The sequence below is a fragment of the Pseudomonas sp. KH_040 genome, assembly GCF_057839305.1.
Genome location: NZ_CM174487.1, coordinates 4,685,055 through 4,702,463, shown reverse-complemented (window position 1 = coordinate 4,702,463; position 17,409 = coordinate 4,685,055). Strand labels below are relative to the sequence as shown.

General features: G+C 58.9%; 16 protein-coding genes. 6 read left to right on the top strand and 10 right to left on the bottom strand.

Going from position 1 to position 17,409, the window contains the following annotated elements; genetic code table 11:
- Nucleotides 1-377: 377 nt before the first annotated feature.
- Entirely contained in the window at nucleotides 378-845 is a 468-nt protein-coding gene (locus tag AC3IUF_RS20835; RefSeq protein WP_007908675.1) for a hypothetical protein, read from the bottom strand.
- Nucleotides 846-1,298: 453 nt separating this feature from the next.
- On the opposite strand from AC3IUF_RS20835, the gene AC3IUF_RS20830 reads away from it, so the two are divergent.
- Nucleotides 1,299-2,234 carry a chemotaxis protein CheV gene (locus AC3IUF_RS20830; RefSeq protein ID WP_064391361.1) on the top strand — a complete coding sequence of 312 codons (936 nt, stop codon included), beginning with the start codon at nucleotides 1,299-1,301 and terminating at the stop codon, nucleotides 2,232-2,234.
- A gap of 167 nt (nucleotides 2,235-2,401) precedes the next feature.
- On the top strand, nucleotides 2,402-3,208 hold the full coding sequence (locus tag AC3IUF_RS20825) for an MOSC domain-containing protein (RefSeq protein ID WP_489279191.1): 807 nt from the start codon (nucleotides 2,402-2,404) through the stop codon (nucleotides 3,206-3,208).
- A gap of 72 nt (nucleotides 3,209-3,280) precedes the next feature.
- Here the strand turns inward: AC3IUF_RS20825 and ppnP are convergent, their stop codons facing one another.
- The 8 genes from ppnP to AC3IUF_RS20785 form a co-directional block, all read right to left on the bottom strand.
- Nucleotides 3,281-3,565: a pyrimidine/purine nucleoside phosphorylase gene (gene ppnP / locus AC3IUF_RS20820; protein WP_003226701.1), complete on the bottom strand. Its 285-nt coding sequence runs from the start codon at nucleotides 3,563-3,565 to the stop codon at nucleotides 3,281-3,283.
- A gap of 105 nt (nucleotides 3,566-3,670) precedes the next feature.
- Entirely contained in the window at nucleotides 3,671-4,213 is a 543-nt protein-coding gene (locus AC3IUF_RS20815; RefSeq protein WP_007908678.1) for a 3'-5' exonuclease, read from the bottom strand.
- A gap of 70 nt (nucleotides 4,214-4,283) precedes the next feature.
- Nucleotides 4,284-6,245: an acetyl/propionyl/methylcrotonyl-CoA carboxylase subunit alpha gene (locus tag AC3IUF_RS20810; RefSeq protein ID WP_095113043.1), complete on the bottom strand. Its 1,962-nt coding sequence runs from the start codon at nucleotides 6,243-6,245 to the stop codon at nucleotides 4,284-4,286.
- A gap of 65 nt (nucleotides 6,246-6,310) precedes the next feature.
- Nucleotides 6,311-7,108, bottom strand: coding sequence for an enoyl-CoA hydratase/isomerase family protein (locus AC3IUF_RS20805; protein WP_095113044.1), 798 nt, complete (start codon nucleotides 7,106-7,108; stop codon nucleotides 6,311-6,313).
- On the bottom strand, nucleotides 7,105-8,262 hold the full coding sequence (atuD, locus tag AC3IUF_RS20800) for a citronellyl-CoA dehydrogenase (protein ID WP_489279188.1): 1,158 nt from the start codon (nucleotides 8,260-8,262) through the stop codon (nucleotides 7,105-7,107). The genes AC3IUF_RS20805 and atuD overlap by 4 nt, the downstream gene beginning before the upstream one ends.
- A gap of 30 nt (nucleotides 8,263-8,292) precedes the next feature.
- Nucleotides 8,293-9,909 carry a geranyl-CoA carboxylase subunit beta gene (gene atuC, locus AC3IUF_RS20795; RefSeq protein WP_489279186.1) on the bottom strand — a complete coding sequence of 539 codons (1,617 nt, stop codon included), beginning with the start codon at nucleotides 9,907-9,909 and terminating at the stop codon, nucleotides 8,293-8,295.
- 3 nt (nucleotides 9,910-9,912) lie between these two features.
- The gene (locus AC3IUF_RS20790; protein WP_007908689.1) at nucleotides 9,913-10,782 is read right to left on the bottom strand and encodes an SDR family oxidoreductase; all 870 of its coding nucleotides are present in this window, start codon (nucleotides 10,780-10,782) and stop codon (nucleotides 9,913-9,915) included.
- Between the two features lie 12 nt (nucleotides 10,783-10,794).
- On the bottom strand, nucleotides 10,795-12,579 hold the full coding sequence (locus AC3IUF_RS20785) for an acyclic terpene utilization AtuA family protein (protein WP_489279184.1): 1,785 nt from the start codon (nucleotides 12,577-12,579) through the stop codon (nucleotides 10,795-10,797).
- Nucleotides 12,580-12,763: 184 nt separating this feature from the next.
- Here AC3IUF_RS20785 and AC3IUF_RS20780 point away from each other — a divergent pair, with 184 nt between their 5' ends.
- The 4 genes from AC3IUF_RS20780 (at nucleotide 12,764) to AC3IUF_RS20765 (ending at nucleotide 16,402) form a co-directional block, all read left to right on the top strand.
- Nucleotides 12,764-13,387: a TetR/AcrR family transcriptional regulator gene (locus AC3IUF_RS20780; protein WP_007908692.1), complete on the top strand. Its 624-nt coding sequence runs from the start codon at nucleotides 12,764-12,766 to the stop codon at nucleotides 13,385-13,387.
- Between the two features lie 92 nt (nucleotides 13,388-13,479).
- Nucleotides 13,480-14,274 (top strand): substrate-binding periplasmic protein, encoded by a 795-nt coding sequence (locus tag AC3IUF_RS20775; RefSeq protein WP_007908693.1) that lies wholly within the window; start codon nucleotides 13,480-13,482, stop codon nucleotides 14,272-14,274.
- 137 nt (nucleotides 14,275-14,411) lie between these two features.
- Nucleotides 14,412-15,248, top strand: coding sequence for a carbohydrate binding domain-containing protein (locus AC3IUF_RS20770; protein ID WP_414894808.1), 837 nt, complete (start codon nucleotides 14,412-14,414; stop codon nucleotides 15,246-15,248).
- Nucleotides 15,249-15,388: 140 nt separating this feature from the next.
- A complete protein-coding gene (locus AC3IUF_RS20765; RefSeq protein ID WP_489279182.1) occupies nucleotides 15,389-16,402 on the top strand; it encodes a GNAT family N-acetyltransferase in 1,014 nt (337 codons plus the stop codon).
- A gap of 108 nt (nucleotides 16,403-16,510) precedes the next feature.
- Here AC3IUF_RS20765 and AC3IUF_RS20760 read toward each other — a convergent pair whose 3' ends face one another.
- Nucleotides 16,511-17,065, bottom strand: coding sequence for an RNA polymerase factor sigma-70 (locus AC3IUF_RS20760; protein ID WP_007908696.1), 555 nt, complete (start codon nucleotides 17,063-17,065; stop codon nucleotides 16,511-16,513).
- Nucleotides 17,066-17,409 lie beyond the last annotated feature (344 nt).

Below are 17,409 nucleotides of genomic sequence, written 5' to 3'. Positions count from 1 at the left end.
AATGTATTGACCGCCAACTTCAGTGGACAGCGGTCGCTGAAATCACTGTGCCATTAATTTGAAAGCAACTAATGGGCGGCATAATACCACTTAAGATACCGTTGGTCGCGCTCGCTATATATGTCCATTGAGTCAGGAAATACGTGTTTTGGACGCAAGTTCCATAATGGAAAAAGTCGATTTATTGAGTTCGATAGATGTAGGTGTTACCTGAAGTTGTGCTTCTTAACACACAGGTAAACCCTGAGGTCGGCAGAAAACATGGGTGTCTGTCGTCGGTGATTATTTAATTCGATTTTGTCGCTGGCAGGTATGAAGTATTCAATTACGACACTCAACGTTTCGCTGCAAGCGCCTGCGTGGATACAGCGTGTTGATCAGGCTTGTCCCGAGTAGGGCAATTGAGGCAAACGTTTGCCCGTCAGTGGCGGCTTGAGCTGGCTTTGACCAACCTGGAATGCGAAAGCTTCGATCAGCGAAGTCTGTTCACTTTCATCCAGACTCAGTTGCCCGGTCTGTTGATCGACCAGTTCAAGCTGCCAGGCCATCAACGTGAAGCAATCCTGCAACGCGACCAGGGCCTCTTCGTGAAGGTCGACGCGATCCTGGGTCAGGTTGAGCAGGCTGTAAATATGCAGAGAGAACTCGGAAATTGCCTCCAGCGCCAGGGCTTCAGCCCTGCGTGCGAGTTTCAGGAGGGTATTGAGCATGCACTCGATAGCGTCCTTGTCATTGCTGATCAGTTGCAGATGGCTGAGGCATTCTTCGGACTTGGCCAAGAGTTGTTCGGCCTCGACAAGGAATTCGGGGAAGCGTTGTACCCACTCTTTGCGGTCCATTGGCATGCTTATCTCCACCACGTCATGTCTCATGAGGGAATGCCGTGTGTGGCGACGATCATGAATCGTCGGGAGATCGCGCCCAGACGTGCAGGTGCACTGGCTGAGGGGTTCCAGAGGGGTTGTTTCCACTGAACTGCGATCGCACACAATAGCCTGACTCCGTTCATGCAATGAGAATGGCGTCACATTAATGGCTATTGGATATTGCGAATATCAGGTTGGGCCTGATTGTTACTAGGGGAATCCCTTAGACACGGGAACCTACGGTGCAAACCGAGGTCGCGCCGCAGAGAATGTAGCAGATGAAAATCACCGGGCCAGTAAAGCATGATGTTAATGTGACATCAATGCCTGATCATGGCATTTTTGACGGGTCGGGTTTGGCAATCAAGAACTGCCATTTGCCGCCGATAACCTCACATAGTGAATTCATCAGAACAAGCCCAGGAGTCATTGATGGCCGGCATTCTCGACACGGTAGACCAACGCACGCAACTGGTGGGTGAGAATCGCCTGGAAATTCTCATGTTTCGACTGGCCGGGCGCCAGTTGTTCGCGATTAACGTGTTCAAGGTCCAGGAAGTGCTGCAACTGCCGAAACTGACTTTGATGCCGCAGCGTCATCCGTTTGTGTGCGGGGTGGTCAATCTGCGCGGTCAGACCTTGCCAGTGATTGATCTGTCGCAGGCAATCGGCATGCGTCCATTGGTGCCAGGCCCAAACAGCACCATCATCGTCACCGAGTACAACCGTTCGGTGCAGGCATTCCTTGTGGGCGGTGTGGACCGCATCGTCAACATGAACTGGGAAGCCATTCTGCCGCCGCCGACCAGCGCCGGGCGTCAGCACTATCTGACTGCGATCAGCAAGGTCGACGATCAACTGGTGGAAATCATCGACGTCGAGAAAGTCCTCGCCGAAATCGTCCCTTACAACGCCAAGGTCTCGCGTGAAAAACTCGATGATCCGGTGCTCGAGCGCGCCCGTGGCCGTGAAGTACTGCTGGTGGACGACTCCAACGTGGCCCTCTCGCAATTGCGCGACACCCTCGGCCAGCTCGGCGTGAAGATGCACATTGCCAGCGATGGTCTGAAAGCCCTGAACATGCTCAAGGCCTGGGCCGATACTGGCGTGAACATGACCGACAAACTGCTGATGATCTTCACCGATGCGGAAATGCCGGAAATGGACGGTTATCGCTTGACCACCGAAATTCGCAATGACCCGCGTCTGCGTGGCTTGTACGTGGTGCTGCACACCTCGCTGTCCGGCAGTTTCAACGACTCGATGGTGAAGAAGGTCGGTTGCGACAACTTCCTCTCCAAGTTCCAGCCGGACAAGCTGGTCGACGTGGTGCGCCAGCGTCTGATGCTCGACGAAGTCCCGGCCTGATCACACACCCATTGTAGGAGTGAGCCTGCTCGCGGAAGCGGTGTGTCAGCCCCGAATCATTACCTGACACACCGCTATCGCGAGCAGGCTCACTCCTGCAGTCATTGCTCTTTGATTCCTGATCAAGCTCGTATAGGGTGGCGTTTTTATCCTCCAGGGAGCTGGCCATGCTGCGTCTGAGCGCGCTTTATCGTTACCCGTTGAAATCCGGCAAAGTCGATGTGCTAAAAAGTGTCGACCTCGACAAGCTGGGGCTTGATGGCGACCGACGCTGGATGCTCGTGGACGAAGCCAGCGGCCGCTTTCTGACCCAGCGCGCCGAAGCGAAGATGAGTCAGTTGTCGGCCCTGTGGAATGCGCAGGGCGGTCTGACCCTGAGCGCACCTGAACAGTCCTCCATCGAAATCGTCTTGCCGGGCAACGACGCCGAACTGCGCGGTGTGACGATCTGGCGCGACACCTTGCGCGTGCCGGATGCCGGTGATGAGGCCGCGCGCTGGGTCAGCGATTTCATCGGCAAGCCGACCCGGCTGGTGCAGGTGCCGCTGGATCGCGCTCGCACCACCCAGGCGGGCTATGGCAACGATGAGGATCAGGTCGCGTTCGCCGATGGATTTCCTCTGCTGTTGATTGGTGAGGCATCCCTGCAGGATCTATCGCAAAAGGTCGGACGACCGCTGGAAATGCTGCGTTTTCGGCCTAACCTGGTGATCGAAGGCAGCGAGGCGTATGCCGAAGATGGCTGGAAGCGCATACGCATTGGCGAAGTCGAGTTCCGTGTGGTCAAGCCGTGTTCGCGCTGCATTCTCACCACCATCGACCCGCAAACCGGTGAGCGCAGTGCCGATCGCGAGCCGCTGGCAACCTTGCAGAAATATCGCGCTCAAGCCGATGGTGCGATGTTCGGGCAGAATCTGGTGAATGACAGCAATGGTCGACTCGAAGTCGGCATGCCGGTGGAGATTCTCGAGTAGTCCGTCACTGCAACGAAAAATGCCCGTGTCCTTGGACACGGGCATTTTTGTTGGTGCGGTGAAACCGTTGCTTTAGCCGCGGTATTCGCACAGGTAAGCGGTGTCGACCGCGACCTTGAGCTGGAACTTGCTGTTGGCCGGAACGTTGAACTGGCTGCCGGCGGCGAAGGTTTCCCAGTCGCTGCTGTCGGGTAGTTTGACGGTCAATGCGCCGGACACCACATGCATGATTTCACGCTGAGCGGTGCCGAACTCGTATTCGCCCGGGGCCATGACGCCGATGGTCGCCGGACCTTCAGCGGTGCCAAAGGCGATCGACTTGACGGTGCCGTCGAAGTACTCGTTGACTTTAAACATGGGCGATTCCTCGAAAAGGGTTAAAAAATGGAGGCGGCCAGTATGCACAAGGCTTTTCGCGCCGTCACCTGCCCGGCTTCTGTCTGGTGAGTTCTCGAATTGACCCTAGAGTGGCAAGACCAGTGGCAACAACCGTGCGGTGTTGCGCGCATCCTCCAGCGCCCGATGCTGCTGACCACTGAACTGCATGCCAGCCAGTTGCAGCGCACCATTGAGGCCCAACGGCCGCTCCAGGCGTCGGGCCTTGGCGAAGCGTTGTTTGAGGTTCATGTGCGGCACCTTGCTCAACCCACTGTCGATTTGCAGACGCTGCCATTCCTGCAACAACTGCTTGCGGTCGTAATCGCCCCAGCTGGCCCAGCCTTCGAGGCGCGTCTGATGCTGCGCGAGCCAGCGTTCGAACGCCGGCCAGACTTCGGTCAACGGCTGCGCCGTGTCGATATTGGCCTGGGTGATGTGCGTCAGTTCACGACAAAAAGGTGTGAGCAACGGGCGCCGCGTCGGTTTGACGAAGCGCTGGAAGTGATCCTGCTCGCGCCCGGCACGATCGACCAGTGTGGCGCCGATCTCGATAATTTCCATTTCGGTGACCGGCCAGCCACCCTCATCGGTGGTGGCTTCCAGATCTATGACCAGCCAGTGAGGCATCGCAGGGTTCCTGATTTCCGCGTTCTGATAACTCAGAGCGTAGTCAAAACCCGCATGCGTGTGTGGGCGACTACTCGACCTGCAACAGAACCTGACGATTTTTTACCTGATCGCCGACCTTGACCTGCACCCGCTTGAGCACGCCGTCGATGCCGGCCTTGAGCGGGTGCTCCATTTTCATTGCCTCCAGTACCACCAGCAGTTGACCTTTGCTGACCGGGCTGCCTTCGCTGACCAAAACGTCGACGATGGCGCCGTCCATCGGTGCTTTCAAGGTGCCGGAGCTGACGCTGGTCTGACTGTCGATCACGGCATGAGTTCGATCCTCCAGGCGCAGACTGCCGGGATGGCTGAACAGCCAGAGGTGCCCGCTATCCAGTCGATACGCGTGACGCTGGCGCAAACCGTCGATTTCCAGTGTCAGCGACTGCGTGTCCTGGTCGATGAGTTTTAACTCGAGCGCGCGCTCGGCAACCTGCACGGTGAAGGCGCCTTGCGCTTGAGCGAGCAGTTGCACTGTCCAGTTCTGATCATCAAGCCCGAGTCGATAATGCAGCGGCACACTGGCGTTGTTGCGCCAGCCGGTGAGTGGTGCGCGGTGGGCGAGGGCGCTTGCTTGATAGAACAGCATCGCCGCAATCGCCAGTTCCTCGGCATCCGCAATGTAACGGTGCAAACAAGGGTGTTCGCTGAAGTGCCGGGCAATAAACGCGGTACTGAATTCGCCACTGATGAACTGCGGATGTTGCAACAGGCTGACGAGCAGGCGCTGATTGCTTTGCACCCCGAGCAGCACCGTGTCTTGCACCGCGCGCAACAGTTTGCGCCGGGCCTCTTCGCGGGTGGCGCCGTGGGCGATCAGTTTGCCGAGCATCGGGTCGTAGAACGGGCTGACCGCTTGCCCTTCAAGCAAGCCATGATCGATTCGCGCGCCGTGTTGCAGCGCCGGCTCCCAGGCCTCTACTCGACCGGTTTGCGGGAGGAAGTCTTGCGCGGGATCTTCGGCGTAAAGCCGCACTTCCATGGCATGTCCGTTGAGCAGGATCTGGTCCTGGGTCAGCGGCAACGGCTGACCTTCGGCAACCAATATTTGCCACGCCACCAGATCCAGTCCGGTGATCAATTCAGTCACCGGGTGTTCCACTTGCAAACGCGTGTTCATCTCCAGAAAGTAAAACTGCCCACGCGCATCGAGCAAGAATTCCACCGTGCCAGCACCGACGTAATTCACCGAGCGGCCAGCCTTGAGCGCCGCTTCACCCATGGCTTGACGCAGCTCAGCGGTCATCACCGGGCAAGGTGCTTCTTCGATGACTTTCTGGTGGCGACGCTGAATCGAACAGTCGCGCTCGCCAAGGTAGATCAGGTTGCCGTGTTGGTCGCCGAACAGTTGCACTTCGACGTGCCGTGGTTCGATCAACGCCTGTTCGAGGATCAATTCGTCGCTACCGAAACCGTTCAATGCTTCGGAGCGCGCGGTACGCAGTTGCGCTGGCAAATCAGCGGCGTCGTGCACCTGACGCATGCCGCGTCCGCCACCGCCGGCGCTGGCCTTTATCATCAGTGGAAAACCGATGCGTTCGGCCTCGCGCAGCAACGTTGCGTCATCCTGTTCAGCGCCCTGATAACCGCCGATGCACGGTACGCCGGCTTCGAGCATGGCGATTTTTGAGCGGCGTTTGCTGCCCATCAGTTCGATGGCTTCGGCGCTGGGACCAATGAAGATCAGCCCGGCCTGTTTGCAGGCGCGGGCAAATTCGGCGTTCTCCGAGAGGAAGCCGTAGCCGGGGTGGATGGCGTCGGCGCCGCTGCGGCGGGCGGCGTCGAGGATGGCCTGGGTGTTCAGGTAGGACTGCTGCACGGGGGCGGGGCCGATGTGTACGGCTTGATCGGCCATTTTCACGTGCAGGGCATCGGCGTCGGCATCGCTGAAGACGGCGACGGTGCGATAGCCGAGGGCTTGCGCGGTGCGCTGGATGCGGCAGGCGATTTCACCGCGGTTGGCGATCAGGATTTTGTGGAATGCAGGCATGGGATATTTCCTTGGAAAGTTGCATTGCATGTGCTGGCCTCATCGCTGGCTTGCCAGCGATGCTTTTAGGTCGCCCACCGCGGTTTCCGCTTTTGCACAAAAGCCATGGTGCCCTCGATCCCTTCGTCGCCAGTCACTGCTTCGCTAAACCACTGCGCGGCCTCATCGAGCAATTCGCTAGACGGCTGACCGGCACTCGCCAATAACAATTTCTTGGTCATCGCATTCGCCTCGGGCGCGCAACACAGCACATGCTGCAACACTTCATCGAGTCGCTCGGCCAGCGCTTGGGCATCCTGCTCGACAAAGTGCACCAGCCCCAGACGCCGTGCCTGATGCCCATCGAAACGCGCCGCCGTCAGCGCCAATCTTCGGGTTTCGGTCAGGCCGATACGTTGCACAACAAACGGCGCAATCTGCGCCGGCAGCAAGCCGAGGCTGGTTTCCGGCAGGCCGAATTGCGCCTGATGGTCGGCAATCGCGATATCACTGACACACGCCAGCCCGAAACCGCCGCCAAGCACCGCGCCTTGCAGCACCGTGATCAGCACTTGCGGCGCGTGCTGTGCTTCCTCCAGCAAGGCACCGAACGCGCGATTCAAATCGCGGTAAGCCTCGGCGCCCTGAGCGCGTGCATTGGCCATGTCCTTGATATCGCCGCCGGCACAGAAATGCCCATCGGCCCCGCTGAGCACCAGTGCCCGAACAGCGCGGTCATCGCACACAGCCGCCAGCACCGCGCGCAGTTCGCTGACCATCTGCAGGCTCATCGCATTGCGACTGTCCGGCCGATTGAGGGTGATGTGCAGCACGCCGCCATGCAGTTCCAGCAACAGCGTCTGACATTGCGGCAGGTTGCTCATTTCTTTTTCCCCGGCAGGATGCCCATCAGTTTGCAGATGATCCCCAGCATGATTTCGTCGGCGCCGCCGCCAATCGATACCAGCCGCACATCGCGGTAGGCGCGGGCCACCGGGTTGTCCCACATGAAGCCCATGCCGCCCCAATATTGCAGACAGCTGTCGCTGACTTCGCGGCCGAGGCGCCCGGCCTTGAGCTTGGCCATCGACGCCAGCCGTGTCACATCCTGACCTTTCACGTATTGCTCGGTCGCCTGATAGACCAGCGCGCGCAGGCATTCGATTTCGGTCTGCAATTCGGCGAGGCGGAAGTGAATGACCTGGTTGTCGATCAGCGCATTGCCGAAGGTCTTGCGCTCCTTGCAGTACTCGATGGTGCTGTCGACGCAATATTCCAGGCCCTTGATCATGTTCGCCGCACCGAACAGACGTTCTTCCTGAAACTGCAGCATCTGCATCATGAACCCGGCGCCTTCATGGCCGATGCGATTGCGCTGGGGCACGCGTACGTTGTCGAAAAACACCTGTGCGGTTTCCGAACTGCGCATGCCGAGTTTGTCGAGGTGCGAACTGAGGCTGATCCCCGGCGTGTTCATCGGCACCATGATCAGCGACTTGTTGATGTGCGGTTTGTCGTCCGAAGTGTTGGCCAGCAGGCAGATGAAATCGGCGCTCGGCGAGTTGGTGATCCACATTTTGCTGCCGTTGATCACATAGTCGTCGCCGTCCTTGCGCGCGGTGGTTTTCAGCCCGGCGACGTCGGAGCCGGCGCCGACTTCAGAGACACCGATGCAGCCGACCTGCTCACCAGTGATCGCCGGACGCAGGAACTCTTCGCGCAGTTCATCAGAGCCGAAGCGGGCGAGGGCGGGGGTGCACATGTCGGTCTGCACGCCGATCGACATCGGAATGCCGCCGCAGTGAATGGTGCCGAACTCTTCGGCAGTGACAATCGAATAGCTGTAGTCGAGGCCCATGCCGCCGAATTTTTCCGGCTTGGAAATACCGAGCAAACCGAGGTCGCCGGCCTTGCGGAAAATTTCGTGAATGGGAAAGCGTCCGGCCTTTTCCCATTCATCGACGTGTGGATTGATCTCGTGCTCGACGAACTGGCGGACGGTACGGCGCAGGGCTTCGTGTTCCGGGGTGAAGATCATTGTTATTGTTCTCCGTAAGATCCGTGGCGGTCAGAACCGGCTGACGCCGAAGCTGTTGGGTTGCAACGTGCGAATGTCGGCTTCGTGGCAGATATCGAGCAAATAACCGAGCAGGGTGCGCGTGTCGCGCGGATCGATCAGCCCGTCGTCCCACAGGTTGGCGCTGCCATAAAGCGCGGTGGACTGGCTGTCGAGTTTCTGCGCGGTGACCTGTTCGAGCATGTCGAGCATCTTCGGGTCCGGCGTCAAGCCGTCCTTGAGCTGTTTGGCTTCGGTAACGATGCGCAACACCTTGCCGGCCTGCGCACCGCCCATCACCGCCGTGCGGCTGTTCGGCCAGGCGAAGATGAAGCGCGGGTCGAGGCCGCGGCCGCACATCGCATAGTTGCCGGCACCGTAGGAACCGCCGACGACGATGGTCAGTTTAGGCACCCTTGCATTGGCCACCGCTTGAATCAGTTTCGAGCCGTGTTTGATCACGCCTTGTTGCTCGGATTCGGTGCCGACCATGAAGCCGGTGGTGTTGTGGAAAAACAGCAGCGGGGTCTGGCTCTGGTCGCACAACTGGATGAACTGCGCCGCTTTGCTTGCACCGTTCGGGGTGATCGGGCCGTTGTTGCCAATGAACCCGCAGGCGCGGCCCTGAATCTTCAATTGGCCGCAGATGGTTTGCTGATCGAACTCGCCCTTGAATTCGACGAAGCAGGATTCATCGGCGATGCGCGCGATGATTTCGCGCACGTCGTAAGGCTTTTTCGGATCATCGGGGATCAGCCCGAGCAATTCATCGATCGGGTAAAGCGGCTCTTTGTATTGCGGCTCCGGCAGCCACGGCAGCTGCTCGTTCCATGGCAGCATACTGAGGATTTCACGCACCTGACGCACGCCATCGGCATCGTTTTCCGCGAGGTATTCAGCCGTGCCAGCGACTTGCGCGTGCATCTCGGCACCACCCAGTTCTTCATCGGTGGCGACTTCGCCGGTGGCGGCTCTGAGCAACGGCGGGCCGGCCAAAAACAGCTTGGCCTTGCCGCGCACCACCACCACGTAATCCGACAGCCCCGGCTGATAGGCGCCGCCCGCCGTCGCCGAGCCGTGCACCACAGTGATCTGCGGCAAGCCCATTGCCGACATCCGCGCCTGATTGGCAAAACTGCGCGCGCCTTCGACGAAAATCTCGGCGGCGTAATTGAGGTTGGCGCCACCGCTCTCGGCGAGGGTGATCACCGGCAGTTTGTTTTCCTGAGCGATCTGTTGCAGGCGCAGGGATTTTTTCAGGCCGCTGGGCGAGATCGTGCCGCCCTTGATCGCGCTGTTGTTCGCCACGATCATCGCGCGGATGCCGCAGACGTAACCGATACCGGCGATCAGCCCGCCACCGGCCGAACTGCCATCCTTGTCGTCATGCAATTTGTAGCCGGCGAGGCTGGCCAGTTCGAGGAATGGCGCACCGGGATCAAGCAACAGGTTCAGGCGCTCGCGGGGCAGCAGTTGCCCGCGCTTGTCGAATTTCGCTTTGGCTTCGGCGGCTTTGTTCAGCAGGTTCTGTTCGAGTTGCTGCACTTGTTCGATGGCCGTAAGCATGGCCGCACGGTTGCGGGCGAACGCTTCGCTGTGCGGATCGAGTTGGGACTGGATCTGCGGCATGAGCTACTCCTTGTCCTTCAGCACATCGGGCAAGTAGGCCCGGTGAAAGCCGTTGAATGACTCGCTGTGAGTGGCCTTGTGCAGTGGCCATGCGCGGCTGCCGAGGCTGGCCGCGCCGTCGATTTTCAACGTGCTGCCACTGATGAAGGCCGCCGCGGGGCTGAGTAGAAACACGATGGCGGCGCTGACTTCCGATTCGGTGCCGATGCGCTTGAGCGGTACATGTTCACGCAGGGTTGGAATCACCGCTTTGAACGCGCCTTCGTAAGTGTCCATGCCGCTGGAGGCGATCCAGCCCGGCGCCACCGCGTTGACCCGCACGCCGGCATGACCCCATTCGAACGCGGCGGTTTTGGTGAAGTTGTCCATGCCCGAACGCGCCGCGCCGGAGTGGCCCATGCCGGGCATGCCACCCCACATGTCGGCGAGCATGTTGACGATATTGCCGCCGTGTTTGCTCATCGACTGGTTGAACACTTCGCGAGCCATCAGGAAACCGCCGACCAGATTGGTGCGCAACACGGTTTCGAAACCTTTCTGATTGATCGAGGCCAAGGGCGACGGGTACTGGCCGCCGGCATTGTTGACCAGACCATGGATCGGCCCGTGTTCGGCAATCAGTTCTTTCACCAATTGCTTCACCGCTTCTTCATCGCGTATATCGCAGGCCTTCCAGGATGCGCGGCCACCGTCCTCGGCGATTTCGGTGGCGACTTTTTCGAGCTTCTCCGGCTTGCGCCCGACCAGCAGCACATTGGCCCCGAGCGCTGCCAGTTCATGCGCGGTGCAGCGACCGATGCCGCTGCCGCCGCCGGTAACGATGATGGTCTGGCCGCTGAACAGATCGGCGTTGAAAATCGACGCGTAAGCCATGCAAACCCTCCTCTAGTCGAGCTGTTCGGCGATGCTCTGTGGCACCGGGATCTGGATTTCCAACAGTTGCTGGGCGAAGGCTTTGCCTTGCGGGTCGATGCGCAGACTGGCCACGCCACCACCGCCAAGCGCGTTTTCCAAAAGAAAATTCAAACTGTGGGTGCCGGGCAGATACCAGCGCTCGACCCGGCCGTGGATCGGGTCGAGCACGTGGCTCATCCAGTCGACGATAACGGCTGTGGTCAGTGCTTCGGCGATCCACGCTAGGTACTCGGGTTTGCGCGGCATGACGCCGATGTTGCTGTGATTGCCTTTGTCACCGGAGCGCGCCACGGCCAGTTTCACCAAGGCCACACTGGCATCGGCGCGGCCCTGTGGTTTGGGCGGCTGATGGGGCAGAGGTAAATTCTCGCTGTCGAGCGCGCCTAGTGAGGGCAGGGTGCATGGATAGTGTTCACCGGCCATGTCGATGTGCAGCGAGCAAGCGCTTTTCTCGATCAGAAAGGAGAACAGACGGATCAACGGATACACCGTTGGCCGTCCGCCGACGATGCCGGTCAGCCCCGGTGCCATGCCGGTGGCGGCCTGGGCGATTTCCCGGGAGAACAGCACCAGTGCCTGTTTCAGCGGGTGGCGCACGGCGAGTTTGATCACCACTTCACGGCTGTCGCGGCGCTGGCCATGAGGGCCGTAGGTGGCTTCGCTGCCGAGCAGTTCGATGTTGATTTCGCTGTAGGGCGCCCAGCCGCGCTGGCTGAACATTTCCGAAGTCTTATCGATGATCGCCTGACTGACGCGTCGTGCCTTATCCACCGCATCGATGCCGGCGATCAGGCAACTGGTGGTACAGCGAAAGCCATCCGGATAGGTGGCGCTGACCTTGTATTTATCCGGCGGCGGCAGGCCTTTGGCGCCGTGGACATGAACGAGGTTTTTGCCTTGTTGCTGAAGTTTGACCTGAGTGAAATCGCAGACCACGTCAGGCAACAGATACGCCTGCGGATCGCCGATTTCATACAGCATCTGCTCGCCAACGGTCAGTGGTGTGACCAGGCCGCCAGTGCCTTCAGGCTTGCTGACGATGAATTGGCCGTCGGCGCTGACTTCGACGATAGGGAAACCGATGTGCTCGTAATCCGGCACCTCGCGCCAATCGGTGAAATTGCCGCCGGTGCATTGCGCGCCGCATTCGATGATGTGCCCGGCCAGCGCGGCCTGGGCGAGTTTGTCGTAGTCGTGCCACGACCAGCCGAATTCATGCACCAGCGCCGCACTGACCACGGCGCTGTCGACCACGCGCCCGGTGATGACGATGTCGGCGCCCAGGCGCAAGGCTTCGACAATGCCCGGCGCGCCGAGGTAGGCGTTGGTCGATACGCATATCGGCGGCAGCGGGGCGCCGCTGAACATCTCGGTGATGCCGCTGAGTTGTTTGAATTGTGGTTGCAGGTCATCGCCGAGTAACACGGCGATTTTCAGCAGGACGCCGGCCTTGTCGCAGGCCGCTTGCAGGGCGGCGGCGCAGGCTTGTGGATTGACCCCGCCGGCATTGCTGATGACGCGGATGTTCTGCTCGGCCAACTGCGGCAACAGAGGCGTGAGCACTTCGATGAAGTCGCCGGCGAACCCCGCCTGCGGATCCTTCATGCGTGCGCCGGCCATGATCGACATGGTGATCTCGGCGAGGTAGTCGAACACCAGATAGTCCAGCTTGCCGCCCTCCACCAACTGCGCGGCGGCGGTGGACGTATCTCCCCAGAATGCACTGGCGCATCCGATGCGAACGGTGGTGGGCATTTTTATCTCCGACTCAGCAACCTGCGACAGAAGTGTCTGGAGGCTACCAAGCAAGCGCTTGGTTTGTAAACAGTTGAAACTATCTTCTGCCCAAGCGCTTGCTTGGTTGCCGCTGGCGGCTTAAATTGCGCGCAACCCTGCGGTTTCAGGGGGCAACAGACTGATCGACTGTAGGAGAGAGCGGGTGGACGAGCAAAAAGCCCTGAGGGTCATGCGTGATTTGGTCGACGAGGGCCAATTGACCGACCCCGACAGCGCCCGTGGCAAATTGCTGCAAGTGGCCGCTCACCTGTTCCGTAACAAAGGCTATGAACGCACCACAGTGCGCGATCTGGCCGGCGCCGTCGGTATTCAGTCGGGAAGCATTTTTCATCACTTCAAAAGCAAGGATGAAATCCTCCGCGCGGTGATGGAAGAAACCATCCGCTACAACACTGCGTTGATGCGTGCTGCACTCGCCGATGCGGCTGATGTGCGCGAGCGCGTGCTGGCGCTGATCCGCTGCGAATTGCAGTCGATCATGGGCGGCAGCGGTGAAGCCATGGCGGTGCTGGTCTACGAATGGCGCTCGCTGTCCGAAGAGGGCCAGGCCAAAGTGCTGGCGTTGCGCGATGTTTACGAAGACATCTGGCTGCAAGTGCTGGGTGAAGCCAAAGACGCCGGATTTATTCGTGGCGATGTATTTATTACCCGACGTTTCCTCACCGGCGCACTGTCGTGGACGACCACATGGTTCCGTGCCGGCGGCAGTTTGAGCCTCGATCAGTTGGCCGACGAGGCGTTGATTCTGGTCCTTGAAGCGCGCTGAAGCACTTTCTATCCGGCCGGGAAACTGGCTAACTTGGCGAAACCGCCTAGCTTGAATGCATTGATCGGTATTTTTTCGGGGAGTGGGGTGTTTTGAAGTCTTCGCCAATTCGGACGGCCGCGGGTTTGATGCTCGCAGCGCTGGCTGCATTTTGGGTTTTGCCCGCTCAGGCAGCGCAACTGGTTCGGGTCGGCGCGGCGCATTTTCCGCCTTACACCATTCGCCCGGAGAACGGTGCCGACACAGGCCTCCTGCCGCAACTGGTCGAGGCCCTCAATCGTTTGCAAAGCGACTATCAGTTCGTCCTCGTGCCGACCTCGATTCCCCGGCGTTTCGGTGATTTCAAGCAGGGCCGGATCGACATGGCGATTTTCGAGAATCCTGATTGGGGCTGGAAAGACATTCCGCACACGGATGTCGACATGGGCCTCGAGGATGCGGAGATTTTCGTCGCGCAACGCGAAGACGGTCGTCAGCAGAACTATTTTGCCGACCTCACCGGCAAGCGCCTCGCGCTGTTCAGCGGTTATCACTACGAATTCGCCAACTTCAACGCCGACCCCAAATTTCTTGCACAGAATTACAAGGCCACGCTGACCTATTCCCACGACAGCAATCTGCTGATGGTCCTTCGTAGTCGCGCCGATATCGCCTTGGTGACCCGTTCCTATCTGTTCGATTATCTGCTGCGTAACGAAAAGGTGCGCGACGAGTTGCTGGTGTCACAACGTATCGATCAGGTCTATCACCACTACGCGATTCTTCGCCCGACGGCGCCGATTACCGGTGCGGCGTTTGGCAAGCTGCTTAAGGGGCTGCGCGACAACGGTGAAATGCTGAAAATTTTCGAGCCTTACAAGATTGCGGTGGTACCGGTGCCGAAGTAACGGCGTGTCATGCCCATCCGTTGGTCGGATACTTGGCTGACCCTGTCAGATCTGACAGTAGACGCGGTATTGGCTTCAGGTTTTGATTCCTTTCCACACCCGCTCTTTGTGAGCGGCTTGAGAAAAAGGAATTTGCCATGTCCAATCCATCCCCGATTTCACTGCGTTGTGTGCCTGCTCCATTCGTAGAGCAAGCCAGCGAGAATGTCCTCACCTTGAACAAACCCGATGGTTCGACCGGCATTACAGTCGAAGTGTCGAGGTGGCCCTTTATGGCGCTCGGGCAACCGACGACGCTGCATGCCTGTGGTCAGACAAGCGATGGTTCGCCAATCATGTTGCGCATCGCCGATGCTGAACCATTGACGCAGCAGGAATTTGAGGAGGGCTGGCGCAGAACGATTGCGTGGGATGACCTGCAGGATCTGAAACACAACAGTCAACTGATGCTTATTTTTCAGCTGGCCCTGAATAACGCGGGTTGTGATTGCCCACTGCTGTTTCCTCCGATCAGCCTCAAAGTGCGAGTTCCCTTCGAGGATCTGACGACCTTCTCCGACGCTGAAGAAGCGCCCTGGAACGGCTGGACAAAAGGCCCGGCGGCAATCGACCCCGGAGATCTGGTTGTCGCCAAGGACGGGGACATCTACGTTCTCAACAACCGCACGTACACCAACGCATCGGCTGGCATCATTCTGGAAAAAAACTTCGCGAACCTTGAAGCCGGTACGCGTTATGAGTTCGGTCTACAGGTTCGTCGAACCAACACCAGCTCCAGTGTGCCGAGTCTGTCGCTTGCAGCAGGCACCCAGACCGTCACTGAAGCCAAGGATTTTCCAGCCATGACTTGGGAATCACTGGAGGGCACGTTTACTGCGGATTCTTCGCAGTGCACGTTGGCAATCATCAGTCATACGGCGAGTGGCAGCGGAAACGATTACGCAATCAAAAGGATCTGTGTCAGGTCTGTTTAGTTTGAGAACATGGGGTTTGTCAGCTTCAGAGAGCCCCGCCAGCAAACAGCATCGTTAGATTGTTGGTGGGGATCTCTAAATTTTCCGGGCGCGATCACGTTCCAGCATTTAACTGTCGACGATTATCGTGAGCCCGACCCATGTCCAATCTGAATGACCTGACTGCCCTGGCCTTGCCTTCGGGCAGCCAACTGATCGCTGATGCCACCGAAAGCCGTCTGAGCCTGAGCCTGGACGGGCAACCGCTGATCCGCTTGCGCCTCGATCGAGAGGCAAAGGGACCGATCCAGATCGATGAGCGCTTTGCGTTGCCGCCCGGGCAGGCGTTGTGGGCAGCCTGTTACTGGCTGTTCGCCCGCGATCCGGCGTGCCAGCAATTGACTTGGCAACTCGATCAGCCACCCACCGAAGCCTTGCTCAGTGGCTTGCTGGTGAACACCGACGTGGCGGGTGAATACCGCTGCGAACGCGCGCTGTTCTGGCAATTGCCGCAACCTTGGCTCGGCACATCGCTGACCGGCAGCTACCCGCAGCAAATGGTCATCACCCAAGGCAAGCGCCATCCACTGCGGCCGGTGAAGCCGCGCGGTGAAGTGTATCGGCGTTTCGATGCCCGTCTGGGCGCGTGGATTTCCCTGCGCACGGTAGAGATCGAAGAGGATTTGCCGCGTTTCAACCGCTGGCAGAACAGTCCGCGCGTTGCCAGTTTCTGGCAGGAAGAGGGCAGCCTCGAGAAGCACCGCGAATACCTGAGCAAGCTCGATGCCGATCCGCACACGCTGACCTTGATCGGCTGTTTCGATGATCAGCCGTTTGCCTATTTCGAAGCCTACTGGGCCAAGGAAGATCGCATTGCGCCGTTTTATGACGCCGACAATTACGATCGCGGTATTCACATGCTGGTCGGCGAAGAGGATCACCGCGGCCCGCACAAAGTGGCGAGCTGGCTATCGGCGCTGGTGCATTACCTGTTTCTCGATGATCCGCGCACTCAGCGTGTGGTCGCTGAGCCTCGGGCCGACAACGCGAAGATGATCGGCCACATGCAGAATCAGTGTTTCCACTGTGAGAAGGAGTTCGACTTTCCGCACAAGCGCGCGGCGCTGATGATGCTGGGGCGTGAGCGGTTTTTTGATCGGTGCAAATTGGCCTGAGGTGATTTAAAAGCAAAAGATCGCAGCCTTCGGCAGCTCCTACAGAGGAATGCATTTCCATGTGAGAGCTGCCGAAGGCTGCGATCTTTTTTATCTGGCGACGCGGTCTTAACGACGACCGGCAATCACCGCATCCTGACGGCTGCCCGAGACCTTGCGGCAGTGCACCAGCGCATCACGAATCATGAAGTTGACCAGGGTTGGCGAAACGCCGAGCTCCTTGGCGATGTCCTTTTGCGGCACGCCATGCAGGCGGTACATCTCGAATGCATAGCGCGTGCGGCTGGGCAGTTCGGTCAGCGCGTCGGCGATGTTTTCCAGGGTCGAGAAGTTGATGTGCGAGGTTTCCGGCGAAGCACCTTGAATAACCACGTTCAGCCCTTCCTCTTCAGGGCCGGAGTACTTCTGCTCAAGCGCCTGTTTGCGGTAGTGATCGATGGCCAGGTTGCGCACGATCTGGAACAGATAGCTCAGTTGCGCCTTGATCGACGACGTGATTGGTGGCGCCGATTGCAGTCGGAAAAACGCATCCTGCACCACATCTTCGGCGCGCGACCGGCAGCCGGTAATACGGGCTGCAATCTTGACCAGAATCAGTCGATTGTCGACGAATGCCTGAAGTAGCGGTGAATCGCACTTGCTTGTGGATACTTGTTCCGTCATGGAAATCACCTTGCTGCCAAATAGGTTAGTGGGACGCCTGGGGACGAGGCCGTCCTACACATCGAGCGACAAATTATGTTGAATGATAATGATTGTCAATTGAGAAAGAGAAGTAATGCGCCACAAAGGTGCGATGTGAGAACTGCGACACGCCGCCACACCCCGGCCCCATTGGCGATCCAGCCTGCCGACTAATTATTTCAAGACGTCATCCGTTCTCATTGGTGAATGGTTCCGGGTGCACGACCCCGGCCAGACAGCATTCCAGCGCCTTGCGCGGTCGGCACAGACCGCGCCCAGCAGGCCCTTCGCGGGGCGTGACGCAACAACCCGATTCCATTAGC